Source organism: Achromobacter sp. 18P8.1.1, from assembly GCF_057799415.1.
In genome coordinates, this window is sequence record NZ_JBYOKH010000054.1 from 23,673 (window position 1) to 47,129 (window position 23,457).

Genomic DNA, 23,457 nt, shown 5'->3' on the forward strand with positions numbered 1-23,457 from the left:
GTGGCGTGCTGGATTGCCGCAAAGATCGGCGACAGAATAGAAAGAGAGACATGAACTACGACTTCGATTTCAGCTTTCTGGGGCAGTACTGGCCCATGCTGATGGAAGGCGCGTTGATGACGGCGGAGCTGTCCGTCCTCGCGACGATCCTGGGTTTTCTTCTGGGCACGCTGTGCGCGGTGGGCAGCACCTCGCGTTCGGCGTGGCTGCGTGCGCTGGTGGCGGTGTACGTGGAAGTGATCCGCAACACGCCGCTGCTGGTGCAGCTGTTCGTGGTGTTCTTCGGCCTGGCCTCCATCGGTTTGAAATTCTCGGTGACCGCGTCCGCGGTGATCGGGCTGACCATCAATATCGGTGCCTATTCCAGCGAGATCATCCGCGCCGGCATCGAGTCCATTCACAAGGGGCAGGCGGAAGCCGCCGATTGCCTGGGCCTGGCGCGCTGGCAGGTAGTGCTGAAGGTGATCCTGCCGCCGGCGATCGAAAAGGTCTATCCCGCGCTGGCCAGCCAGTATGTGCTGCTGATGCTGGGCACCAGCATCGCGTCGCAGATCTCTGCCGAAGAACTGACCGGTATCGCCAGCCGCATCCAGTCCGACACCTTCCGGTCCTTTGAGGTGTTCCTGGTGGTGGCGGTGATCTACCTGGCGCTGTCGTTCGTGATGCGCGGCCTGTTCTGGGCGGTGGGGCAACTGGTGTTCCCCCGCCTGCGCCGTCTGGGCACGAGCCTCTAGGAGCGCGGCATGGGGATTTCATCCGCGCATTTCGCCGCCTTGCTCAACGGCATGATGTGGACGGTGGGCCTGTCGCTCATCGGCTTCATCATCGGGGGTTCGCTGGGGTTCGTCGTGGCCCTGGGTCGCATTTCACGCAGCGCGCCCGTGGCCTGGCTGGCCAGCTGCTACGTCAAGCTGATTCAAGGCACGCCGCTGCTGATCGTGATGTTCGTCCTGTACTTCGGCCTGCCTATCGTGGGCCTTGAAGTGCCGCCCATCGTGGCCGCATCCATCGGCATCACCCTGTTTTCCGCCGCCTATCTGGGCGAGATCTGGCGCGGCTGCCTGCAGGCCGTGTCGCGTACCCAGTGGGAGGCGGCCGATTGCCTGGCGCTGTCGCGCACCCAGCGCCTGTGGCTGGTGGTATTGCCGCAGGCCTTGCGCATCGCCACCCCGCCCACGGTCGGGTTCATGGTGCAGATCATCAAGAACACGTCGATCGCGTCCGTCATCGGGATGGCCGAGATGACGTACATCGGCAAGATGATCAACAACTCGACGTTTCAGCCGTTTACGACCTACATGATCATCGCGGCGCTGTACTTCTGCCTGTGCTTCCCGCTGTCGTGGTGGAGCCGCCGCCTGGAAAGGAGATTGAATGTCGCCCATCGTTAGTTTCCAGAACGTCCACAAGCGCTTTGGCGAAACGCCGGTGCTCAATGGCGTGAATTTCGACGTCGCGAAAGGGCAGGTGGTTGCCCTGATCGGCAAAAGCGGGTCGGGCAAGAGCACGGCGCTGCGCTGCATCGACCGGCTTGAATCCATCGACCAAGGCGAAATCGTCGTCTGCGGCCATCGCGTCAGTGACCAGGGCACCGACCTGCGGCGCCTGCGCCAGGACGTGGGCATCGTGTTCCAGAGCTACAACCTGTTCCCGCATCTGACCGTCGAGCAGAACATCACGCTGGCGCCGCGCTGGGTCAAGAAGACCGACCGCAAGACGGCGCGCGAGCTGGCGCGCAAGGTGCTGGCGCAGGTCGGGCTGGAAGAAAAGATCTCGGCTTACCCCGAGCAATTGTCCGGCGGACAGCAGCAGCGGGTGGCGATCGCGCGGTCGCTGGCGATGCAGCCCCAGGTGATGCTGTTCGACGAAGTCACCTCCGCGCTGGATCCCGAGTTGACGGGTGAAGTGCTGAAAACCATTGAGGAACTGGCGCGCCAGGGCATGACGATGCTGCTGGTGACGCACGAAATGGCGTTTGCCGCGCGCATCGCCGATCAGGTCATCTTCATGCACAAGGGCCAGATCCACGAGTCGGGGTCGCGCGAGATCCTGCGCCAACCTGCCACGCCGGAGTTGAGGAGCTTCGTCGGGTCGGGGCTGTAAACCATTCAAACGCAGCACCCGCGGCCTGGCGTCGGGCCGCGCACAACAACGAGATGTCGATTATTCGACCAGGAGACAAGCATGTCCTTCAAGCTGAAAAACCTGTTGTTCGGGGTGACCGCGGGCCTGGCCCTGGCGGTGGCCGCGCAGTCCGCGGTGGCGGACACGCTGGACACGATCCAGCAACGCAAGAAAATCCTGGTGGCCATCGACGTGGGCAATCCACCCCACGGCATGATGGACGCCAACTTCAAGCCCGTGGGTTCCGACGTGGAAACGGCCCGCCTGCTGGCCAAGGACATGGGCGTGGAACTGGAAATCGTCCAGGTCACGGCGCCCAACCGCGTGCAGTACCTGCTGTCCAAGAAGGCCGACATTGTCGTGTCGGCCCTGTCCATCACCGATGAACGCAAGAAAGTGATCGACTACAGCACGCCGTACGCCGAGCTGCAATCCATTGTGGCCGCGCCTGCTGCCATGGACATCAAGTCCTATGCGGACCTGTCGGGCAAATCGGTGGCGGTGACCCGCGGCACGGTCAACGACCAGGAGCTGACGCGCGGCGTGGCCAGCGTGCCCAACGTCAAAGTGGTGCGCTTTGACGACGACCCCACCTCGACTGCCGCCATCAGCAGCGGCCAGTTGCAGGTGTATGCGTCGTCCATGCCTTTGATCACCCAACTGAAAAAGACCGATCCCAAGGCGGATCTGCAAACCAAGTTCGTCATGAAGTCCTTCCCGCTGGCCATTGCGCTGCGCAAGCAGGAACCCAAGTTGCAGGCCTGGCTGGATGACTGGGTCAAGAAGAACCTGGCCAACGGCAATTTGGTCGAGATCTACAAGCGTTATCACGGGGTGGACATCGATCCGGGCAAGCTGGCGGCCGAATAAGGGGACAGGCAGGCGGAACGCCGCTGGGGGCGGGGGCTGCCCCCGCCTGCTGCCCGTAACACCCCGTATAATCGCTGGTCGAATCCCCCGCCGCACGTGGCGGGCCCAGCGGTAAGAGCCCCCACGCGGCTCGTTTCACTTGTCGGATACGTCTTGAATCTCCCCGCGCTTATTGCCCCCATTGCTGACGATATGAAGGCTGTCGACGCGGTCATCCGCGAGCGGCTGAATTCCGATGTGGTCCTGATCCGCACGATTGGCGACTACATCATTGGCGCGGGCGGCAAGCGCATGCGCCCGGCCATGGTGCTGATGGTGGCGCGCGCCTTGGGGTACGAAGGGACGCACCACCAACTGCTGGCCGCCGTCGTGGAATTCATCCACACCGCCACCTTGCTGCATGACGATGTGGTCGACGAATCCGACCTGCGCCGCGGCCGGGACACCGCCAACGCCGTGTTCGGCAACGCCGCCAGCGTTCTGGTGGGCGACTACCTGTATTCCCGTTCGTTCGAGATGATGGTCGAGGCCGACTCGATGCGCATCATGAGCATCCTGTCGCAGGCCACCACGGTGATCGCCGAGGGCGAGGTGCTGCAGCTCTTGAATGTGCACGACCCGGATGTTTCGCAAGAGCGCTACCTGCAAGTGGTGCGCTACAAGACCGCCAAGCTGTTCGAAGCCGCCGCCCAAGTCGGCGCCATCCTGGCGGGCGCGACGCCCGAACAGGAAGCCGCCGCGGCCGCCTACGGCCGTCACGTCGGCACGGCCTTCCAGCTGGTGGACGACGTGCTGGATTACAGCGGCGACGCCGCCGCCCTGGGCAAGAACGTGGGCGACGACCTGCGCGAAGGCAAACCGACGCTGCCGCTGATCCGCGTGATGGAGGTGGGCACGCCCGAGCAGCAGCAACTGATCCGCGACGCCATCAAGACGGGCGACGCCGACTTCGCGGCCGTGGCCGCCGCCATCCAGGCGACCGACGCGCTGGAACACGCGCGTCTGGCCGCCGTCGCTGAAGCCGATCGGGCCCGCGAAGCCCTGTCCGCCTACCCCGCTTCCCCTTTCTTGAATTCTCTGCTAGAATTCTGCGCTTTCGCGGTGAATAGAGATCGCTAGCGCGGAAACCTGATTCGGGGAATTGAAAAGCGAGGGTTGAAAACCCGATTTAAACCCGATTTTCAAAAAAACTGAATTTAGGTTCTAATAGCGGTCGCTGTTGATAGTGAAAAAACAGCAAGATGTTTGGTTGCACTGAGCGTAGCCGAGCAAGCAAGTAGGCAGAGATGCCTAAATAGTAAGACTCGGGGCGTAGCTCAGCCTGGTAGAGTACTGCGTTCGGGACGCAGGAGTCGGAGGTTCGAATCCTCTCGCCCCGACCACTTGATGTGGTCGAATTTTTGAAAGTGTTTCCCGACACTTTTAGCTAAAAGCCGGTATCGCGCAAGCGGGCCGGCTTTTTTGCGTTTGCTCTCTTCCTGCGCGAGCAGGATGAACGTCGTATCGATCGCGACACCGGCTTCCTGAGCCATCAGCATAGCAGTCCGGTAATCCGGCAAGTGCGTGCCTTTCACATAACGATCCAGGCGCTTACTCACTTGGGAACACGGGTTCCGCGCCTGCCTCTTCCAGAAGGTCGGCCAGCTCGTCGGCGCCTTTTTCGGTAGCCCAGGCCCAGGCGTTCCAGCCTTCGTTGTCGCGTACGTCTGCTTGGGCACCGTGGGCGAGCAGCAGCCGCGCAATATTCAGATTGCCGCGCGCCGCGGCAGCCATCAACGGCGTGCCGCCGTCATCCATGACGGCGTCTACGTCAGCGCCCGCCTCCAGCAGCAAGGCGACCACGGCTTCTCGGTCCCAGCTTGCTGCTTGATGTAGCGCGGTCAGCCCGTGGCCGGCGCGGCAGGACAGGTTGGCGCCGTGGGCGAGCAGGACGCGGACGGCATCGGCCGCGCCATCTGTGGCGGCGCAGAACAGCGCGGTGCCGCCGAAGTCGTTGAGGGTGTTCACGGACGCGCCCAGCAGAAGCGCCTGTTCGATGGCCGTGGTGTCGTTCTTGCTTGCCGCGTGCAGGAGTTGTTGGTCTGGAGTCATAAGGTAGGTGGGTGTCGGGGAAGGCAGGTACGCGAACGTTACACGGTGCGGTGTGACCGTGGCGCAAGTCGGCCTGATTCGACGCGTTGACGGCCGGGCCCGTGTCAGTGCTGGCGGCCAGCGATCCGGGGATGACGGTCGGCCTCTGGTCGTTCGGGATCGACGGTATGCCGGTCGCGGCGCTGGTTTCCCGGCAATCAGACCGCCCAATCCTCCAGGCGAAGGCCGGGTACGCGGGCGAACTCGCGGGTATTGTTCGTCACGAGGACGAAGCCTTGAGACCGGGCGTGAGCCGCAATCATTGCGTCGTAAGGAACGATGGGCGTGCCAATTTTTGCCAGTTCCGCCCGGAGCTGGCCGGTGTGGGCGGCAGCGGCGCGATCGTAGTCGAGGACTTCAAGGCGAGCCAGGAAACCCTCAACGACGGCTTGATTGCGCGCGGGTGCGGCTGATTTCTCCGCACCGTAGATGAGCTCCATTGCGGTGATCGTGCTTACGCACAATTGTCCTTGCCGCAGATTGAAGGCTTGCCGCACCGCATCCGGCTTGCTCTTGATCGTGAAAATGCAGATGTTCGTATCGAGCATGAACTTCAGCATCAGAAGCCCTCGCGTGTCTGATCGCCAGGCTGCTCGCGGTCGACCAGATAGTCGGTGGTCACAGATTCGCCGTCGAACCATGTGTCCCAACTTTCGCCGGAGGGCACCAGCAGACGTGCGCGACCGATTGCGATGATGTCGACCCGCGTGACGTCAGGCGGCAACGCGACGGCCTTAGGCAGGCGCACTGCCTGGCTGCGGTTGCTCTTGAAAACAGATCCTTGGTCCACGGTATTCTCCTTGGGATATACGCTTGGAATATACATTGTAAGGTTGGCAACCGCCTGTACGCAATGAAGCCGATAGAGGGTCCACTTGGCATTCAGCAGCCCTCGGTTTACTTTCGACGCTTATCAGCGACCGGAGCCATGCCGTGGCAGAAAACCCTCCCGCGAGGTCCATCAAGGCCGCGAAGCGTCCCAGCGCGCAGCCTGCTGAACCCGTCCTGCTGTCTGGCGGCAACCCGCAAATTCCGAAAGGCGAAGGCGATGGTCCGGTGCAAGCCTATATTGCGGCCATGCCGGGCTGGAAGCGCGATCTGGGCCGTCGGCTTGATGCGCTGATCGTGAAGGCCATTCCTGACGTGCATAAAGCCGTCAAATGGAATTCGCCGTTTTACGGTTTGAAGGGCGAGGGCTGGTTTCTCAGCCTTCATTGCTTCACCAAATACGTCAAAGTCGCCTTCTTCCGCGGGCAGTCGCTGCAGCCTGTGCCGCCCGGAGCCTCCAAGAGCCAGGACACGCGGTATCTGGATATCCGTGAAGACGATGTGCTGGACGAGGCTCAATTTACCGATTGGGTCAGGCAGGCCAGCCAGTTGCCGGGCGAACGGATGTAAGAGGGCAAAGCAGGATCGGTGTGGGTGCGTAGTGGGCCCTCCGTGGACCGTTATCGCCGGCGCGTACGAAACACTCGCAACAATAAATTACGCCCTTCGTGATGGGTCGTCAGCGCCCGCATGGCACTGTCCGTGGCCCCGGCATGGGCGCAGCCCGCGCCAGGGCTTGATTCCAGCGGGGCGTCCCTTCGCGCAGGCAAGCGGGGGCATGTCTAAAGGTGCGCGTGACGGCCGGCCGGGCCATGTTTCTGTGCGCGATCCGGTGGTTGCGGCGTCATTCCAAATCAGTAGGATGCGCGATCACGCATCTGACTCCGCCTCATCCAAGGACCGATCCCATGACGCTGCCGCGACCGCGAGTTGCCCTGTCCACCCTGATGCTTGCGCTCGCCTTGTCGGGGTGCGTGACCGTGCCGGATTCGCACGGTGAGGGCACCATGGATGATCCGCGCTACGCGCAGCTGCTGGACTTGATCGATAAGGCGCTGAAGTCGAACATGGCGGTGGTGCTGGTGGCCGACGTGATGCCGCATGCCACGCTGAACGACGCGGAGTCCATGATGAAATGGACCGGCAATGTGATCTTCACGCATGAGCAGATGCCGAACATCACCTTCGGCCGCAAGTTCCAGAACAATGCGCTGCAACGCGACAAGGACGCTACGTATCTGTTCAAGGCGTTCGAGGTGCATATCTTGCCTCCCGGCAAATATCTGCTGACGGGTGGCGACGATTACAAGCTGAATGCCTTGCTGGACCAGGTGGGCGCGCGCAGCGGTCCGGCAGGCTCGGGCCGTGGCGCCAAGGGCACCGCGTATCTGTCGCCGGAGCTCTATCGCGAATACTACAAAGAGACCAACTGGCATGAAGGCACCACTGGCACCCAGCTCAAGACGCGCACGGTATGTACGGCGGTGCATCGGGGCACGGGCGCCTGCGTCAGCTGGGGCGAAGAGCAATACACCGAGACCACGCAGGGCTCTCGCGCCGGCTATTACGAGCAAACGGATTCGCGAGACATTCCCGCAATCAAGGTGGCGTCGCGCCTTGCGCCGAAGCTGGCGCTGGGCAGCTTCACGCTCAAGGGTGGCCAGTTTGTGCTGAGTCAGCGCGTGCACATGAAGACGCCCAGCTACCAGTACAAGCAGTCGGGTTGCCGCGCGGTCGATCCGAAGAAGATCGAGTGCCCCCTCGAAGACTTCACCGTCTACACGCGCCCGGCGCCCATGGACTTCACCCAGAAGCTCATCGCGCAGCGCGACCTGAGCGATGCGCACCGGCAACTGCTGTCCACCTTGCAACCCATGCAGATCACGCCGTTGGGCAAGCAGGGCATGGAAGACCCGATCTGGGGTGTGCCGCTGTCGATAGGCAGCGGGAAGTAAGCTGTCGACCGTCTTTATTATCTAGAGAACTTCACACCGTGATCCGTCATCTGGTCCTTGCAGCATCGTTGGCCCTCGCAAGCAGCGCTGCGGCGGCTGCGCCTTCATTTAACTGCGCCAAAGCGGCCACGCCGGTCGAAAAGTCCCTTTGCGGAAATTCCGTGCTGGGCGGCCAGGATGCGGCTATCGCGCAGCAATACAACGCGGTGCGCGGCAAGCTTGACGCCGATGCGGCCAAATCGCTGACTGCCGACCAGCGTTATTTCCTGAGCGTGCGCGACAGGGTCTATGCCGAACCTTTTTCGGGCAGCACGCCGTTCAAAGAGATCGCCACCAGCATGGATCACCGCCTGCGGTTCCTGAAGGCCATCAACCCGCAGCCGCCTGCCGGCTTTGTCGGCAAGTGGAAAAACATCGAAGGTGAAATCGAGATCACGCAGACCGCCGACGGCAAGCTGTTCGTGGCGGCCAACTCGGCCCAACCCTACAACGGCCGTTGGGTCTGCGATTTGAGCGGCAACGCGGTCGTCTCGGGTGACACCCTGAACGTCACCTATCAGGACGGTGCGCCATGGGTGCTCGCGCTGACGCGCCGCGGCGCCGTCCTGGTGGTTCGCGAAGTGCCGCCGGCCGGTGGCAAAGACGACGGCTTCGGTCCGCCTTTTTGCGGCATGAACGGCAGCCTGTCCGGCGACTGGTTCGCGGTCCGCTGACCCCGGGCCGGGGCGCCTACTTGGCCGCGACCAGCGGGCAGCCGCCCTGGTTCAGCGGGCGGAACGCGTTCTCGCCCGGGATGGTGCGCAGGATCTTGTAGTAGTCCCAGCGCGCTTTGGATTCCGAGGGCTTCTTCACTTCGACGAGGTACATGTCGTGCACCAGCCGGCCGTCTTCGCGCAGGTAGGCGTTGCGGGCGAACATGTCGTCGATCTTCATGCCGCGGATTTGCTTCATGACGGCGTCGCCCTCCAGTGAGTTGCTTTCCTTCACGCCTTTCAGGAAGGTCAGCACGGAAGAGTAGACGCCGGCCTGCGCCATCGTGGGCACGCGCCCCTTCATGCGTTCCGCGTAGCGCTTGGTCCAGTCGCGCGTGCGCTCGTCCATGTCCCAGTAAAAGCCGGTGGTCAGGACCAGGCCCTGCGCCTGCTCCAGGCCCACGCCGTCGACGTCGGTGATGAACATGAGCAGGCCGGCCAGCTTCTGGCCGCCTTTGATCAGGCCGAATTCATTGGCCTGCTTGATGGCCATGGTGGTGTCGCCGGAGGAATTGGCCAGCGCCACGATCTCGGCCTTGGAAGCCTGGGCCTGCAGCAGGAACGAGGAAAAGTCGTTTGAGGCGCGGGGATGCTTGACCGCGCCCAGCGTCTGGCCGCCGGCCTGTTTGACGGCGTTTTCCGTGTCGGCCTGCAAGGCATGGCCGAATGCATAGTCGGCCGTCAGGAAGTACCACTTCTTGATGCCGGACTCCGTCAGTGCGCGGCCGGTGCCGTTGGCCAGCGCGTAGGTGTCGTAGGTCCATTGGGCGGTCGAGGCCGAGCAGGCTTTGCCCGTCAGGTCCGAGGTGCCGGCGGTCGACGCCAGGAACGCGATGTTGGACGTGCGCGTGATTTCCTGTACGGCCAGCGCGACCGAGGAGGTCGGCACGTCGACGATGGCCTTCACGTTGTCCTGGTCGATCCAGCGGCGCGCGGTGGCGGACCCGATGTCGGCCTTGTTCTGGTGATCGCTGGCGATGACTTCGATCTTGCGGTCCAGCACGGTGGACCCGAAGTCTTCGACGGCCATGCGGGCGGCTTCGACGGAGCCTTGGCCCGAGAGGTCGGCGTTCATGCCGGACAGGTCGGTCAGGACGCCGATGCGGATGGGCTTGTCGGACTGCGCATGCGCGGCCGGCAGCGCGAAGGCGCAGGCGACGAGCAGGGCGCTAAGCAGTGGTTTCATGTCTTTCCTCCAGGATGGGTGCCCGCTCTGAGGCGGGTCTAAAAGGCGGATCTAAACGGCAGTGGCGGGGGACAGCAGATGGCACAACAGGAATTGATCGGTCTGCGCGTGGGCGTAGGCGTTGGCGTCGAATTGGGCGTCGATGGCGCGTTTGGTCAGCCGCAGCGCCAGCGGCGGGCAGGCGGCGGCTTCCCGCGCCAGGTCCGTGGCGGTGCGCAGCACTTCGCCGGTGGGGGTGACGCGGTCGGCCAGCCCCCAGTCTTCGGCGGTGCCGGCATCCAGCCGCAAGTCGGTGAAGAGCGCACGCTTGGCGCGCGCCGGGCCGACCAGGCTGGCCAGGCGGGGCAGCCCGCCCCAGGCCAGCGGCAGCCCCAGGCGCACCTCCGGCAGGCGTAGAAACGCGTCGGCACCCAGCACGCGCCAGTCGCAAGCCAGCGCCAGCACGGCGCCGCCGCCGACCGCTGCGCCTTCGATGGCGGCGATGGTCACTTGAGGCAGCTCGCTCCAGGTGCGGCACAACGCCTCGCCGCGCGCCAACGCGCGCTGCGTCATCAAGGGATCGTCGTGGTTCCAGAGTGCGGGGTCTTTCAGGTCGATGCCCGCGCTGAAGACGGCGGGCGTGCCGGTCAGCACGACGGCGCGGATGCGGTCGTCGCGCGCCAGTTCGCCGGCGGCGTCGATCAAGGCGTCGATCGCCGCCAGATTCAGGGCGTTGGCCTTGCCGCCGCGGTCGTAGCGCACCACCGCCACGTCCTCGTCGCGCTCGATTGAAACCATGCTCATTCGCTGTCCTTGGCGTTTAGTTCGTGGATATACTACCAAGTATGTTGAAAGTCGCAAGACTTCGCCGGCTGTCTGGCAGGGGGTGTGCGGGTAAGTCCGCATTCGCCAGTCCTGGATGGCGGCGGAAAAGTCATGAAAAATAAAGCGAAATAACAAAACGAGGAGACGATTGATGAACGACGAGGCTCGGGCGGCCGTTCCCGAACGCCAAGCGTGCGTGCTGCGCTATTTGTTGGAGAGTCAGGCCAAAAAGATACCGGACAGAATCTTCGTCCGTTTTCATGGCGGCCCGACGTGGACCTATGCGCAGACGCTGGCCCAGGTTCGCCAGCGCGCGGCCACGCTGCGCCGCGAAGGCGTCAAGCAGGGGGATCGGGTGCTGTGCTGGATGGGCAACGGGCCGGAGCTGCTGGCCAGTTGGTTCGCCATCAATTACCTGGGAGCGGTGTACGTGCCGCTGAACACGGCGCTGCGCGGCCGGCCCCTGGAGCACGTGCTGGAGAACGCCCAGGCTTCGCTGATGCTGGCGCATCGGGCACTGGTCGAGCGCTTGCAGGCGCTGTCGCCCGGCGCGCTGACCCGCGTGCTGCTGACGGGCGAGGGCGAGGCGCCGCCCGCCGCGCCGCCCGGCGTGTCGTTCGCGGCGCTGGTGGACGGGGCGGGGGAACCCGCGGCGGATCTGCTGGCGACCGAGGCGCCGATCGAACCCTGGGACATGCAGTCCATCATGTACACGTCCGGGACCACGGGTCTGTCCAAGGGTGTTGTCACGTCCTACGTGCAGCTCTACACCATGGGGCCGGACGCCTTCGATTGCATCACCCCGGATGATCGCTGCATGATCGCGGGCCCGATTTTCCACTGCGGCAGCACGCTGTACGTGTATGCGATGCTGGCCTACGGCGGATCGATCGCCATGGTGCCGGAGTTCCGTACTGCCGAGTTCTGGGACGCGATCCGCGATACCGAGAGCACGGTGGTGCTGTTGCTGGGCGTCATGGCCAACTTCCTGCTCAAGCAACCGCCGTCGCCGCGCGACCGCGAGCACACCCTGAAGAAGGCGTTCATCGTGCCGTTCGGGGAAGACGCCCCGGCATTCCAGGCGCGTTTCGGCGTGGACTTGTACACGGTCTACAACATGACTGAAATCGCCAGCCCCTTGAGCGCCGGCCCTGGGCTGACCGAAGCGGGCCGCTGCGGCAAGCCGCGGCCGTGGTTCGAGCTGCGCGTGGGCGACGCGCAGGACCGCGCGGTGCCGGACGGCCAGGTGGGCGAACTGTTGATCCGGTCGCATCGGCCTTGGGCGTTGTTCAGCGGCTATTACCGCAATCCCGACGCCACCGCCGCATCAATGCGCAATGGCTGGTTCCATACGGGCGACGCGTTCCGGCGCGACGCAGCGGGCACGTTCTTCTTCGTGGACCGCTTGAAGGACGTGATCCGCCGGCGGGGCGAGAACATCTCGTCGTTCGAGCTGGAGGGCGAGATCTGCGCGCATCCTGCCGTGCGCGAGGCCGTGGCCGTGGCGGTGCCCAGCGAGCACGGGGAGGACGAAGTGCTGGCGGTGGTGACGGCCGTGGAGGGCGCGCAGGTGGAGCCCGGCGCGTTGATCGGCTGGCTGGCCGAGCGCGTGCCGCACTACATGGTGCCGCGCTATGTAAGGGTGGTCGAGGAGTTGCCGAAGACCGCCAGCGGCAAGCTGCAAAAGCACGTGCTGCGCAGCGAGGGGCTGGCCGACGGTACGTGGGACCGGGAGGCGGCGGGCATACGACTGCGCCGCGAACGGCTGGCGTGAAGGGGGGGCGGCCTCTGCCCCGAGATGGGGCGGAGGCCGCCGCCTTCAGGTGCGGGCGCCCAGGCCGGCGATGATGGTGTGGACGACCTTGTTGGCCAGGATTTCGCGGTCGTCGCGCGTTTCGCCCAGGCGCGGCCGGTACCAGACGGCCAGCCAATTGATGGCGCCCAGCGCCGCCTTGACCGCGACCGAGACGTCGTCAATGGCCAGCGATCCGTCTTCCACGCCTTCGTAGGCCACACGCTTGAACAGCGCTTCGAAGTCGTCGCGGATGGTCATGAGTTCGGCCAGCGTCTGGCGCTGGGCCGGTGTGGTGGCGCCCAGGCGGTGCATATGCACGCCCTGCACCACGACCGTTTCGAACGCCAGGTTCTCCATCATCGACAGCGCATGGTGCTTGAGCATCAGCGCCAGCCGGTGCGCGGCGGTGCCTTTTTCCTTCATCACCGGGCGCACCGCTTCGAAATTGCGCCGCATGCCTTCGCGGTGCACGTCGAAAAACAGATCGGTCTTGGACCGGTAGTAGTGATAGACCCGGCCCTTGGTGGCCCCCAGCCGGCGCGCGACGTCGTCGATGCTGGAGGCGTGGAACCCTTGCTCCATGAAGCACTCGGCCGCCGCGGTCAGCAGTTCGATATTGCCCATGCCGTCATCGCGTGCAGCCGTCACCGTAGGTTCCCCATTCATGCGCCTTTCTCCATCCATGCGTTGCGGCAAAGCGCCAGTTTAGCCAATTGCCTGTCTCCACACCGCGTGGCGGGCGGGTTTGCACGGACTCGCGGGACGGTCCGACCGGCTGTACAAATCAGAAAATCGAAGTTTATACTACTCGGTATGTTTTCGCGTCCCGGTGCGCCCATGTGGCGGTCCGCGACGCGCCCGTTTCTCGCCATCCCTTTGCTGCCCATGACCACAGACCTTGTTCAAGCCCCTTCCAGCCCTCAAGCCCTGGCCGACCAGGTGTCGCAGGAAATCGGCGTGTCGGAGTGGGTGACCATTTCGCAGGCGCAGGTGGACCTGTTCGCCGACGCCACGGGCGACCACCAGTTCATCCATGTGGATCCGGCACGCGCCGCCCGTGAAAGCGCCTTCGGCGGGCCGATCGCGCATGGTTTTTTGTCGTTGTCGTTACTGACCGCGCTGAGCCAGAAGGTGTTGCCGACCTTCGAGGGCGCCATCGGCATCAATTACGGCTTCGACAAGGTCCGTTTCCTGACGCCGGTGCCGGTGGGCGCGCGGGTGCGCGGCCGATTCGTGCTGAGCGAGTTCACGCCGCGCAACGCGCGTGAGTTCACCACCCGGTATGCCGTCACCGTCGAGATCGAGGGCGCCGCGCGTCCCGCGCTGGTGGCCGACTGGATCACCATGACCATTCTTCAAGGATGAACCTCATGAGCATTCGCTTCGATGAACGCGTCGCCATCGTGACCGGCGCCGGCCAGGGGCTGGGCCGCAGCCATGCGCTGCAGTTGGCCGCGCGCGGCTGCCGCGTGGTGGTCAACGACTTCGGGGGCGCGGCGCAGGCCGTGGCCGACGAGATCCTGGCCGCGGGCGGCCAGGCCATCGCCGATGGCGGCAACGTTTGCGATAGCGCTGCCGTGGACGCCATGGTGGCGCGGGCGATGGATGCCTGGGGCCGCGTCGATATCCTGATCAACAATGCCGGCATCCTGCGCGACAAGACCTTCGCCAAGATGAGCGCCGACGATTTCAACGCAGTGATCGACGTGCATCTGCTGGGCTCGGCCAACTGCGCGCGTGCCGTGTGGCCGATCATGCGCGAGCAGCGCTACGGCCGTATCCTGATGACCACGTCCACGTCGGGCATGTACGGCAATTTCGGCCAGTCCAACTACGGCGCCGCGAAAGCGGGTGTGGTCGGCCTGATGAACGTGCTGCACCTGGAAGGCCAGAAGCATGGCATTCACGTCAATGCGCTGGTGCCCACCGCCGCCACGCGCATGACGGCCGAGATGTTCGATGCGGACGCGCTGCGGGCGCTGGACCCGGCCTATGTGACGCCCGCCGCCCTGTTCCTGGTGGCCGAGGCCGCGCCCAGCCGCACGGCGCTGCTGGCGGGCGCGGGGACCTATGCGCGCCTTGCCATCGTGGAAAGCGAAGGCGTCTATTTTCCCGAAGACGAACGCACGCCCGAAAGCATTGCCGCGCATTTCGACGAGATCGCCAGCCTGGCCCGCATGATCGAGCCGCCCGAGGGTCTGGCGCACGTCGCCCGAATTTTGAAGCGTGCGCAGGAGGCGGCATGAACGCCCATGCCCCGTCGCAATCCCCCCCGCAGCCGCCCCGCGCGGCGCCGCACGCCCGAAGCGACTATCCGCGCCTGCTGCCGATGACCACGCGTTTACGCGACATCGACGTCTATGGCCATATGAACAACGTGGTCTACAACGAATACTTCGATACGGCGGTCAACCAGACGCTGGTTGAACTGGGCGTGCTGGACCTGAACAAAAGCGACGTGATCGGCCTGGTGGTGCATAGCCAGACCTCGTACTTCCGTCCCGTGTCGTTTCCCGACCGCGTCGTATTGGGGTTGCGCGTGGGCCGCCTGGGCCGCACCAGCGTGACCTATGAGTTCGCTCTGTTCCGCGGCGAAGACGAGACTGCGGCCGCACAGGGCAGCTACACCCACGCGTATGTCGACCGCGCCAGCAACCAGCCTGTTGAATTGCCGCCCGTCTTGCGGCGCGCGCTGGAGCCGTTGTTGCGCGCGTCGGCGCCGGCCTGAACGGCCGCCCAGGAGCGATCGTGATCGACCACACCCTGCCCCGCGTCACGTACTCGAACATCCACACGGACTTCTCCGCCGTGCATGACCTGCTGGACAAGCGGCTGCCCGACTTCGAGTCGCGCATGCTGGGGTTGGATTACCGGCATCGCTTCGATGGACGCGCGGTGGCGGGCGAGCCCTTGCAGGAATCGTATTCGCCGATCGACCACTGGTTGCTGATCGGGCGTTTTCCCAGTGCGGGCGCCGACACGGTCGATCAGGCGATTGCCAGCGCGCGCCGCGCCCAACCAGCCTGGGCCGCGCAGGGGTGGGCGGCGCGCATCGCCGTGCTGCGCCGGTTGGCGATGGTGCTGTCTGAACGCAAGTACGACTTCGCCATGGCGACGATGATCGAAATCGGCAAGTCGCGGCTGGAAGCGCTGGGCGAAGCTGAGGAAGCCGTCGACCTGATCCGCTATTACTGCGATCAGGCCGAACGCAGCGACGGCTACCGGCAGCCACTGGCGCGCGCCTTCGACAATGAAAGCACGCACGACGTGTTGCGCCCCTATGGCGTGTTCGCGGTGATCGCGCCCTTCAACTTCCCGCTGGCGTTGTCCGTGAACATGGTGTGCGCGGCACTGCTGGCAGGGAATGCCGTGGTCTACAAGCCGTCGCCCCGCGCCGCGCTGACCGGCGCGTTGCTGTTGAGCGCCTGCGACGGTGCCGGCGTGCCGTCGGGCTGCGTGAATGGCGTATTCGGCGGGGCGCAGACGGGCGCGGTGCTGGCGCATCACGCGGGCGTCGATGGCTATGCGTTCACGGGCAGCCTTGAAGTGGGCATGGATTTGCTGCAGGCGGTGGCGGCGGGCCGCCATGCGCGGCCCGTCATCGCAGAGATGGGCGGGAAGAACCCGACCTACGTCACCGCCAGCGCCGATCTGGATACGGCCGTGCAAGGCGTGGTGCGTTCTGCCTTCGGGTTGCAAGGGCAAAAGTGTTCGGCGGGGTCCAAGGTCTATGCGGACGCCAGCATCCACGACGCCTTCCTGGACCGGCTTTGCGCCGCCACGGAGGACGTGTCCGTGGGCGACCCGCGCGAGCGTGGCGTCTTCATGGGGCCCGTGATCGACGAAGCAGCATGGCGGCGCTACCGCACGGCCTGCGAAGACGTCAGGGCGGCCGGCCGGCTATTGGCGGGCGGACGCCGCCTTAGCGCGGGCGAACTGGCCTATGGCCATTATGTGCGGCCCGCTGTCGCGGCCGGCTTGCCGGCCGACCACCGGCTGAACCGCAAGGAACTCTTCCTGCCCTTCGTCTCGGTGCTGCCGTTCACCGATTTCGACGTAGCGCTCGACGACGGCAATGCGGTGGACTACGGCCTGACTGCCGGCTGCTATGCGCAAGAGCAGGATGAGATCGACCGGTTCCTGAACCGGGCCCAGGCGGGTGCCTTGTATGTGAACCGGGCCAGCGGAGCGACCACGGGCGCCTGGCCGGGCATCCAGACGTTCTGCGGCTGGAAGGGTTCAGGCATGACCGGCAAGGGCGGCCTGGGGCCGTACTACGTCGCCCAATTCGCACGCGAACAAAGTCACACCGTCTGGCATCGCTAAGACACAGGAAACCATCATGAGAGAAGCCGTCATCGTTTCAACCGCCCGCACGCCCATCGGCCGGGCCTATCGCGGCGCGTTCAACGACACGACCGCGCCCACATTGGGCGGCCACGCGATCTCGCACGCCGTGGCGCGCGCGGGGGTGGCGCCGGGCGAGGTCGAGGACGTGATCCTGGGCGCCGCCTTGCAGCAAGGAACGACGCATATGAACGTGGCGCGCCAGGCGGCACTGCGCGCGGGCCTGCCCGCGCAGGTGGCCGCGATGACGCTGGATCGGCAATGCGCGTCAGGGCTGATGGCGATTGCCACGGCCGCGCGGCAAGTGACGCAGGAAGGCATGGATATCGTCGTGGCCGGAGGCCTGGAGTCGATCTCGCTGGTGCAGAACGACACGATGAACCGCCACCGCTGGTTCGATGAGGCGCTGATGCGCGAGCAACCCGAAATCTTCATGAGCATGCTGGAAACGGCCGAGATCGTGGCCAGCCGCTATGGCATTCCCCGCGCCGCGCAGGACGCGTATGCGTTGCGCTCGCAGCAACGTACGGCCGCCGCGCAGGCCGCCGGGCGCTTCGACGACGAGATCGTGCCGCTTGCCGCCGTCATGCTGGTGACGGACCGCGCAACAGGTCAGACGTCGGCCCAGTCGGTGACGTTGGCGCGCGACGAAGGCAATCGCCCGGATACCTCGCTGGACAGCCTGGCGAAGCTGCAGCCCGTCTTCAAGAACGGCCAGCGGTTGGAGGTCGGCCAGCACATCACCGCCGGCAATTCGTCGCAGCTCTCGGACGGTGCATCGGCCTGCGTGGTCATGGAAGCTGCCGAGGCGCGCCGGCGGGGCCTGAAGCCGCTGGGCACGTACCGCGGCATGGCGGTCGCCGGCTGCGGCCCCGAAGAAATGGGCATCGGGCCGGTGCATGCCGTGCCGCGCCTGTTGGCGCGGCACGGCTTGAAGGTCGACGATATCGGCCTGTGGGAACTGAACGAGGCCTTTGCCTGCCAGGTGCTGTATTGCCGCGATCAACTCGGCATTCCGGACGAGCGCCTGAACGTCAACGGCGGCGCCATTTCCATCGGCCATCCTTACGGGATGTCGGGCGCGCGCATGGCAGGGCACGCGCTGATCGAAGGCCGCCGGCGGGGCGTGCGCTATGCGGTGGTGACGATGTGCGTGGGCGGCGGCATGGGCGCCGCCGGCCTGTTCGAAATCACCCCATAAGGGGATGGCCGAAGGGCGTCATTTTGCGACGTTCTCGTCGTCCACGGTCAGCCCGCCGTCTTTCATGATGCCTTGCGCGATCTCTTCGGCGCTCTTGCCGGCAAAGCCGTGTTCGCCCGCCGTGATGCGGAAGCTGTCGCCTTCCAGCGGGCTTTGCAAGGTGGCGGACGTGAGCAGTACGCCGTTTGACCGCAGTTGAATGCGTTTTCCCACGCGGTTGCGGGTGAAGTCGGCCAGGGCCTTTTGGCTATCGGGTTTCAATGCCACGTCAACGACGCGGGCGCCGGTGTGCGGGTCGGTGCTGGGCGTGGCGCTGGCGGCTTGCAGCGTGACGGTTTCGGCGTGCGCGGCCAAGGGCAGCGACAAGGCCAGGGCGGCGGCGCAGGCCAGATGCTTCATCAAGGGCATGGCAGTTTCCTTTGGCGGGGACAATAGCTCCATCCTAGCCGAAGTGCGCCGCGCCGACGAGGTCAGGGCCGGCCGGGCGCACGCATGAGCGGCGCGCGCATCCATGGCATATCGGGCAACCCCTGTATCTGCGGCATGCCCGGCGCGGGCATGCCCAGGGGGTTGAGCGCGGCGTCTTGCAGCACGGTCATCCATTCGCGCGGGTCCATCGGTTCACCCATACGCGCGCGAACATCCAGCAGGTCGAGCGCGGCGCGGCGGTGGCCGGCTTCCGCGGCCTCGCGGAACAGACGTTCAGCCACGTTGTAGTTCTTGGGCACGCCCCGGCCCATGCCGGTCAGTTCGCCCAGGTACGTTTGCGCGGGGGCGAAGCCCTGGTCGGCAGCGCGTTGATACCACCGGGCCGCCACCTTGTAGTCCTGCTCCACGTGTTCGCCGTTTTCGGCGATGAGGCCCAAGGTGGTCATGGCGACCACGTCACCCGCTTTGGCGCGCGCTTGCAGCGAGGCCAGCCTGGGCTCGTCCAAGTACTTCGCGCCCCGTTCAATTTCAAATTCCCACGCGCTCATGCGCGCCTTGATCAAGTCGCGGCCCAGCGTGGGCGAGGGACCGCGGCCGGCTTGCCCGGGCCTGCCACCCGGCACGGCGGGCGTCTGGCCGTCGGCCAGTGTGGTGAAGGTGACCGTGCCGACCAGGCTGCTGGCGTAGTGCGGAATCTGCCGGTAGGCGGTGGCGACTTGCACATCGCCCGTCAGCTGCTTGAAGAAATTCTCGACCGGGGCGGACGCGGGCAGGGAGTCCAGGCCTTGCGCGAAGTAATACGCGTACGGGCTATGGCGCGGCCCTTCGTTGCCAAAGCCGTCTTCGGCCGTGGCGCCAGGCTGCGTCGAAAACGCGATCAGTTCGCCGCCCGCCGGCACGGTGTGAACCAGGCCCGCCGAGGGGGCGCCGCGCGTGAGATTCGTGCGGCACGCGTCCAGCACCATCAGCCTGGCGCGCACGCCGGACCGGCGCAGCGCCTGCGACACCCGCTTGATGCTCAGCGAGCTTTGCTGTGCGGTGCGGATGCGGACTTCGCCCAGGGGCAACGCCAGGTCCACGCCAAACAGATAGTTCACATCGTCCACGGCCACCGCATGGCCGGCAAAGTACACCAGCGCCAGATCAGCGTCTTTCGCGCGTGTGGCGAACTCGTCGACGGCGGTTTCCATTTGGGCGGTGGTCAGGTCGGTAAGCAGCGTGACGTCGAACTGCCGCTTGCGCAGCGACTCGGCGATCAGGCGAGCGTCGTTGACCGGGTTGACCAGCGCGTTGGCGGGCACCGCGTAGCGGGCGTTGCCGATGACCAGCGCGTAGCGACGCTTGGCAGCGGTGGGCGCGGGCGGAGCCGATGGAACGGACGTCGCCGACGGCGCTGCGGGGGGCGATGGCGCCGTGGCCGGGTTGGCCATCACGCCCGCGTGGAGCGGCAACAGACCCGCGCCCAACATGGCGGCAAGCAGCCGCCGGCGGGTCAAGGGCATCGCCTCGGACATTGCAACCGGAAACGGATTCGTCTTCATGCCTGGCCTCATTGACGGGGGCAAACGCCGGCCGGGCCGGGGGTAGCGGACAGCACGCCCAGCGCGTGGGCGGCGTCTTGCAACGAGGATTCGCGCGCGGCGCTCAGCACGTATCGGCCGTCGGCGTCGGGGCCGTCCACAATCGACACGTCGTACTGGGACAAGGTGTTGCGCAGCTGTTTGGCGGTGAGCGCGTCGGGCAGGTCCACCACCAGGCGCGGGCAGGAACCGCCGCCGCGCGTCAGCACGCCGTCGGACGCGGGCAAATCCGGCGACACACCCAGCGGCGCTTGCTGCACCACCATGACCGACAGCATGATCGCCAACGCCCAGCCCAGCGGCATCAGCGGACTGGCGGGCGTGGGCCATAGCCATTGCCACAGCCGGCGGGCGCGGGACGGCAAGGGCTGCGCGGGGGGCGGGCGTTCGGCCAGCGCGCGCAGGAACGCGGAATCGCGGTCGGCCCGGCCGATGTCGTTATGGGCCAGTTGGCGCGCCTGGGCCAGGTTGCGCCATTCGTCGACCTCGGCTTGCAGTGCGGGGTCGCGCGCCATGTCGGTTTCGAAGGCGCGGCGGGCGTCGCCGTCGAGCTCGCCCGACAAATAGGACAGCACTCGGTCTTCAGACATGATCAGTCCATTCCTTTGCGCGTGCATTCGGCCACGAGCTTGCGTGCGGCGTGCAGGCGGCTTTTGACGGTAGGCACGTGCAGGTCCTGTTGCTTGGCGATTTGCTCCATGGGTATCTCGTCCAGATACAGGAACATCGTGGCGCGCAGGGTGTCGCTGAGTTTGTTCAGGCAATCGCGCATCCGCTTGACGAGCGACAGGTGCTCGTACGCGTGTGCGGGGTCGGCGAAGGGGGAGGGGTCGCCCACGTCTTCGGCGTCGTCGAAGACGTTGTCGTCCTGTCCGCCGTCGCCTTCCGGCCCGGTCCACTGCACTTCAAGCCGCGTGCGCCGATGCATCTGGATCAGTTCGTGCAGCGAGCCCCGATACAGGTAGCCGCCCAGCTTGCTGACCGCGAGTTCGTGCGCGGCCCACCCGCCGGCCGGCTGGCCGTGCTGGAAGCCTTCGTCCTTGAACGTGCGCGTTTGCAGGAACTTCATGAGCGCGTTATTGAAGGCGTCTACCACGCCTTCGGGCGAGGTGTTGAAGAATTTCTTGCGCAGCTTCAACGTGATGTGCTGCTCGGCCTTGTTGCGAAATTCCAGCGCATAGCGGGGATCGGCATGCATGATGCGCAGCAGCGCGTCGACGTTGTTGATGACGTAGCGCTTGGGGTCGAGCGTGTTCATGGTTCAGATTCTTGGTGTCGAACTGGACGCGGAACGTCAGCCCATCGGCGGAAAATGCCGCAGCCCTCCGGGGCGAGGGCTGCGGCACCTTAGCCGCGCAGGGGCGGAAAATCAAGCGCGGCGGCGCAGCACGGCAATGCCGCGGACGGTGAAGGCCACGACGATGGCCAACGACAGGTAAAAGCCGAAACCGAAGCTCAGGCTGCTCCACAGCGACGACGCCATGTCGCCGGCCATGTTGCGGCTGGCGCGGGAGTTGCCCATGAAGCCGGCGAACTGGCGGGTGGCGTCCATGATTTCGCGCACTTGCGAGACCACGCCGGCCAATACGATCAGCCACAAGGCCAGCGGCACGAAATAGCCGAACCGGGCGGCGCGGTGTGGCAGCAGGGACGGCAGCAACGGGCCGACGACCGCCAGCAGCCACAACAGTGCGTAGATGCCGGCGCCCGTGCCGTGCGCGCCCTGGATATTGCCGCCGTTCTGCATGCGCAGCATGTCATAGAAGCTGAGGCTGGCGTTCGAGCCCATGATGCGCACCGTGATCACCGAAAACACCGTGGTGGCCAGCAGGAACAGCAGCGCGCCTGCAGCGTCGCCCCGATTGACGCGCTGGGCGGCGGTGGACGCCCAGCGGGCGCCGTGGGTCTTGGCCTGGTTCAATACGTCGCGTGCCTCTTTGCCTTGCATGGTCTTTCCTTTTTGGTTCGGGCGGGGATGCCTGTATCTGTTGCTATGCGCGGCGCACGAAAAGGTTCGATTTATTTTTCGAAGAAATTTTTCGAACCTTTCCCGGCTTGGTGCGTAGCAGGGGACAAGGGCGCGGATTTTCCCGTCGCCATCCATCCACACGGAGAGTCGAAATATGTCCAACCCCACCCCGCTGACCGCCCTGTACCAGACCGTAGTGCAAGAAGAACTGGGCCTGGTCGCCCGTATTGATGAAGATGGCGACGTGCTGTTTCGCTACCCCGACCTGGGCACCATGTTCTTCAGCCTGAGCGAGTCGGATCCGGAATTCCTGCGCCTGGTCTACCCGAGCTTCGTGGACGCGGATGAACTGGGCCTGACCCGTGCGCAACTGCTGGAAGTGGTCAATGCGGTGAACAACCGCTGCAAGGCGGTCAAGCTGAGCCTGCAGCAAGACCGCGGTCCGAAGCCTGGACGCGTGTCGGCATCCGTAGAGAGCTTTGTCGCCCCGTCCGATACGCTGCCCGCCGAAGTGCTCTTGCGCGCCATCGTGACGCGTTGCGTGTCGGCCATCCGCCACTGCGCTGGCGAACTGGTGAAAGACGCGCTGGAACTCAAGCAGGCCGCTGCGGGTTGAGAAGCGCGCCGGCCGCGCGGAATTGAAACAACCCTGGCCCTGCGCTGTAACTTTGAGATACATTGCAGGGCTTTGACGGAAATTGCGCCTTGCCGCTGCGCGATTTCCGGCCACCATCATGATGTCGATGCGCCCGCTCTTACTCCGTTCCCTGATCTTTCGCCTTGTGACCATGCTGTTGTTGCTGGGAGGGTTGAGCGCATGCGCGGTCAAGACCAATTCCCGTGGCGGGCTGGTCTATGGCGTCGACACCGCCGCCCTCTTCGGTACCGAAATCGGCCAGTTCCCGTTGCAGGATGGCGGGCAGGGCACGCTGCGCCGCGAGGGCAAGAACTTCTCGGTCAAGCTGTCGGGCAACCAGCGCGTGGTGCCCTTGAACAACGTGGACTCGGCCCGCGTCGCGCGCACCGAGAACGTGGGCCCGCGCACCGTGGTCGTCATCGAGACGCAACGGCGCAATTGCGACTACCGCTACACGGTGCTGGCGATCGAGGGGTCGGACGTGTTGTCGTGGGACCTGGGCAATTGCCGCGACCGGCCGGCGGTGCTGGTGCAGGACGACCGCAGCGCCATGACCTTCGATTTTCCGAAGGGATCCAACATTGAGCGGTTCGTCTACACGCAGGACGGCCGCATGCGCCGGGGTGACGTCAAGGCGGTGGCCGGCCTGAATCCGCGCGCCAAGCCCTTTGCTGACGAATCGTTATACCCGCCGGGGTACCTGGACTCGCTGCGCCTGTACGGCGTCTACCCGCCGCCTGCGGCCCCGGCTGCAAAGACCGGCAAATCCGGCAAGCCGGGCAAAACGCCCAAGCCCGGACGGCCCGCCATGCCGGACGCGCCCGCCAGGACGGCGCCCGCCGACAACCCG

The 23,457-nt window shown here is 65.2% G+C and carries 27 protein-coding genes and 1 tRNA gene; 17 read left to right on the plus strand and 11 right to left on the minus strand.

Translation table 11 applies throughout. The features are described from left to right. Positions 1–50 precede the first annotated feature (50 nt). The 6 genes from AC27VE_RS25725 (at position 51) to AC27VE_RS25750 (ending at position 4,376) form a co-directional block, all read left to right on the plus strand. Positions 51–734 carry an amino acid ABC transporter permease gene (locus AC27VE_RS25725; RefSeq protein ID WP_006224653.1) on the plus strand — a complete coding sequence of 228 codons (684 nt, stop codon included), beginning with the start codon at positions 51–53 and terminating at the stop codon, positions 732–734. Between the two features lie 9 nt (positions 735–743). Beyond that, positions 744–1,391 carry an amino acid ABC transporter permease gene (locus AC27VE_RS25730; RefSeq protein ID WP_006224652.1) on the plus strand — a complete coding sequence of 216 codons (648 nt, stop codon included), beginning with the start codon at positions 744–746 and terminating at the stop codon, positions 1,389–1,391. After that, positions 1,375–2,103 carry an amino acid ABC transporter ATP-binding protein gene (locus tag AC27VE_RS25735; protein ID WP_006224651.1) on the plus strand — a complete coding sequence of 243 codons (729 nt, stop codon included), beginning with the start codon at positions 1,375–1,377 and terminating at the stop codon, positions 2,101–2,103. Before AC27VE_RS25730 ends, AC27VE_RS25735 begins: the two co-directional genes overlap by 17 nt. Positions 2,104–2,184: 81 nt before the next feature. Continuing rightward, positions 2,185–2,994 carry a transporter substrate-binding domain-containing protein gene (locus AC27VE_RS25740; RefSeq protein WP_006224650.1) on the plus strand — a complete coding sequence of 270 codons (810 nt, stop codon included), beginning with the start codon at positions 2,185–2,187 and terminating at the stop codon, positions 2,992–2,994. A 153-nt stretch (positions 2,995–3,147) separates the two neighbouring features. Next, complete coding sequence (ispB, locus tag AC27VE_RS25745; protein ID WP_088588744.1) at positions 3,148–4,113, plus strand: octaprenyl diphosphate synthase; 966 nt, start codon at positions 3,148–3,150, stop codon at positions 4,111–4,113. Positions 4,114–4,299: 186 nt separating this feature from the next. Beyond that, positions 4,300–4,376, plus strand: a tRNA-Pro gene (locus AC27VE_RS25750). 208 nt (positions 4,377–4,584) lie between these two features. On the opposite strand, the gene AC27VE_RS25755 is transcribed toward AC27VE_RS25750, so the two are convergent. The 3 genes from AC27VE_RS25755 to vapB all read right to left on the minus strand — a co-directional run bounded on the left by AC27VE_RS25755 (position 4,585) and on the right by vapB (position 5,914). Continuing rightward, the gene (locus tag AC27VE_RS25755) at positions 4,585–5,085 is read right to left on the minus strand and encodes an ankyrin repeat domain-containing protein (protein WP_488705361.1); all 501 of its coding nucleotides are present in this window, start codon (positions 5,083–5,085) and stop codon (positions 4,585–4,587) included. A gap of 197 nt (positions 5,086–5,282) precedes the next feature. Next, complete coding sequence (vapC, locus tag AC27VE_RS25760) at positions 5,283–5,684, minus strand: type II toxin-antitoxin system tRNA(fMet)-specific endonuclease VapC (protein WP_488705362.1); 402 nt, start codon at positions 5,682–5,684, stop codon at positions 5,283–5,285. Further along, the gene (gene vapB, locus AC27VE_RS25765) at positions 5,684–5,914 is read right to left on the minus strand and encodes a type II toxin-antitoxin system VapB family antitoxin (protein ID WP_006227461.1); all 231 of its coding nucleotides are present in this window, start codon (positions 5,912–5,914) and stop codon (positions 5,684–5,686) included. The genes vapC and vapB overlap by 1 nt, the downstream gene beginning before the upstream one ends. Before the next feature lie 170 nt (positions 5,915–6,084). Here vapB and AC27VE_RS25770 point away from each other — a divergent pair, with 170 nt between their 5' ends. The 3 genes from AC27VE_RS25770 to AC27VE_RS25780 all read left to right on the plus strand — a co-directional run bounded on the left by AC27VE_RS25770 (position 6,085) and on the right by AC27VE_RS25780 (position 8,620). Then, positions 6,085–6,522 carry a DUF1801 domain-containing protein gene (locus tag AC27VE_RS25770; protein WP_035214118.1) on the plus strand — a complete coding sequence of 146 codons (438 nt, stop codon included), beginning with the start codon at positions 6,085–6,087 and terminating at the stop codon, positions 6,520–6,522. Positions 6,523–6,860: 338 nt separating this feature from the next. Then, entirely contained in the window at positions 6,861–7,907 is a 1,047-nt protein-coding gene (locus AC27VE_RS25775) for a hypothetical protein (protein ID WP_088588802.1), read from the plus strand. Positions 7,908–8,068: 161 nt separating this feature from the next. After that, positions 8,069–8,620: a lysozyme inhibitor LprI family protein gene (locus AC27VE_RS25780; protein WP_488705363.1), complete on the plus strand. Its 552-nt coding sequence runs from the start codon at positions 8,069–8,071 to the stop codon at positions 8,618–8,620. A 16-nt stretch (positions 8,621–8,636) separates the two neighbouring features. On the opposite strand, the gene AC27VE_RS25785 is transcribed toward AC27VE_RS25780, so the two are convergent. After that, the gene (locus AC27VE_RS25785; protein ID WP_488705364.1) at positions 8,637–9,845 is read right to left on the minus strand and encodes an ABC transporter substrate-binding protein; all 1,209 of its coding nucleotides are present in this window, start codon (positions 9,843–9,845) and stop codon (positions 8,637–8,639) included. A 51-nt stretch (positions 9,846–9,896) separates the two neighbouring features. Next, on the minus strand, positions 9,897–10,628 hold the full coding sequence (locus tag AC27VE_RS25790) for an enoyl-CoA hydratase/isomerase family protein (protein ID WP_488705365.1): 732 nt from the start codon (positions 10,626–10,628) through the stop codon (positions 9,897–9,899). Between the two features lie 172 nt (positions 10,629–10,800). Between AC27VE_RS25790 and AC27VE_RS25795 the strand changes: the two genes are divergently transcribed. Continuing rightward, complete coding sequence (locus tag AC27VE_RS25795) at positions 10,801–12,423, plus strand: AMP-binding protein (RefSeq protein WP_488705366.1); 1,623 nt, start codon at positions 10,801–10,803, stop codon at positions 12,421–12,423. Positions 12,424–12,468: 45 nt separating this feature from the next. Here AC27VE_RS25795 and AC27VE_RS25800 read toward each other — a convergent pair whose 3' ends face one another. Next, positions 12,469–13,110, minus strand: coding sequence for a TetR/AcrR family transcriptional regulator (locus AC27VE_RS25800; protein WP_315139978.1), 642 nt, complete (start codon positions 13,108–13,110; stop codon positions 12,469–12,471). Positions 13,111–13,329: 219 nt separating this feature from the next. On the opposite strand from AC27VE_RS25800, the gene AC27VE_RS25805 reads away from it, so the two are divergent. From AC27VE_RS25805 to AC27VE_RS25825, 5 genes are read left to right on the plus strand one after another with little or no spacing between them, the layout of a single operon-like run. Continuing rightward, positions 13,330–13,809 (plus strand): MaoC family dehydratase, encoded by a 480-nt coding sequence (locus AC27VE_RS25805; RefSeq protein WP_035213629.1) that lies wholly within the window; start codon positions 13,330–13,332, stop codon positions 13,807–13,809. 5 nt (positions 13,810–13,814) lie between these two features. Then, positions 13,815–14,690: an SDR family NAD(P)-dependent oxidoreductase gene (locus AC27VE_RS25810; protein WP_006225910.1), complete on the plus strand. Its 876-nt coding sequence runs from the start codon at positions 13,815–13,817 to the stop codon at positions 14,688–14,690. Then, the gene (locus AC27VE_RS25815) at positions 14,687–15,172 is read left to right on the plus strand and encodes an acyl-CoA thioesterase (RefSeq protein WP_006225911.1); all 486 of its coding nucleotides are present in this window, start codon (positions 14,687–14,689) and stop codon (positions 15,170–15,172) included. The genes AC27VE_RS25810 and AC27VE_RS25815 overlap by 4 nt, the downstream gene beginning before the upstream one ends. 20 nt (positions 15,173–15,192) lie before the next feature. Then, positions 15,193–16,770 (plus strand): aldehyde dehydrogenase family protein, encoded by a 1,578-nt coding sequence (locus tag AC27VE_RS25820; RefSeq protein WP_488705367.1) that lies wholly within the window; start codon positions 15,193–15,195, stop codon positions 16,768–16,770. A gap of 16 nt (positions 16,771–16,786) precedes the next feature. After that, entirely contained in the window at positions 16,787–17,992 is a 1,206-nt protein-coding gene (locus AC27VE_RS25825) for an acetyl-CoA C-acyltransferase (protein WP_088588810.1), read from the plus strand. A gap of 18 nt (positions 17,993–18,010) precedes the next feature. On the opposite strand, the gene AC27VE_RS25830 is transcribed toward AC27VE_RS25825, so the two are convergent. The 5 genes from AC27VE_RS25830 to AC27VE_RS25850 all read right to left on the minus strand — a co-directional run bounded on the left by AC27VE_RS25830 (position 18,011) and on the right by AC27VE_RS25850 (position 21,949). Continuing rightward, positions 18,011–18,400, minus strand: coding sequence for a SecDF P1 head subdomain-containing protein (locus tag AC27VE_RS25830; protein ID WP_488705368.1), 390 nt, complete (start codon positions 18,398–18,400; stop codon positions 18,011–18,013). Positions 18,401–18,462: 62 nt separating this feature from the next. Then, positions 18,463–19,962, minus strand: coding sequence for a caspase family protein (locus AC27VE_RS25835; protein WP_488705369.1), 1,500 nt, complete (start codon positions 19,960–19,962; stop codon positions 18,463–18,465). Between the two features lie 8 nt (positions 19,963–19,970). Next, on the minus strand, positions 19,971–20,591 hold the full coding sequence (locus tag AC27VE_RS25840; protein ID WP_488705370.1) for a hypothetical protein: 621 nt from the start codon (positions 20,589–20,591) through the stop codon (positions 19,971–19,973). A gap of 2 nt (positions 20,592–20,593) precedes the next feature. Next, entirely contained in the window at positions 20,594–21,259 is a 666-nt protein-coding gene (locus tag AC27VE_RS25845; protein ID WP_488705371.1) for an RNA polymerase sigma factor, read from the minus strand. A 111-nt stretch (positions 21,260–21,370) separates the two neighbouring features. Next, positions 21,371–21,949 (minus strand): hypothetical protein, encoded by a 579-nt coding sequence (locus tag AC27VE_RS25850; RefSeq protein WP_427960622.1) that lies wholly within the window; start codon positions 21,947–21,949, stop codon positions 21,371–21,373. Positions 21,950–22,124: 175 nt separating this feature from the next. Between AC27VE_RS25850 and AC27VE_RS25855 the strand changes: the two genes are divergently transcribed. Further along, positions 22,125–22,586 carry a hypothetical protein gene (locus AC27VE_RS25855; RefSeq protein ID WP_088588816.1) on the plus strand — a complete coding sequence of 154 codons (462 nt, stop codon included), beginning with the start codon at positions 22,125–22,127 and terminating at the stop codon, positions 22,584–22,586. A 172-nt stretch (positions 22,587–22,758) separates the two neighbouring features. Further along, positions 22,759–23,457: hypothetical protein (locus AC27VE_RS25860; protein WP_488705372.1), on the plus strand; the 699-nt coding region annotated here is incomplete at its 3' end.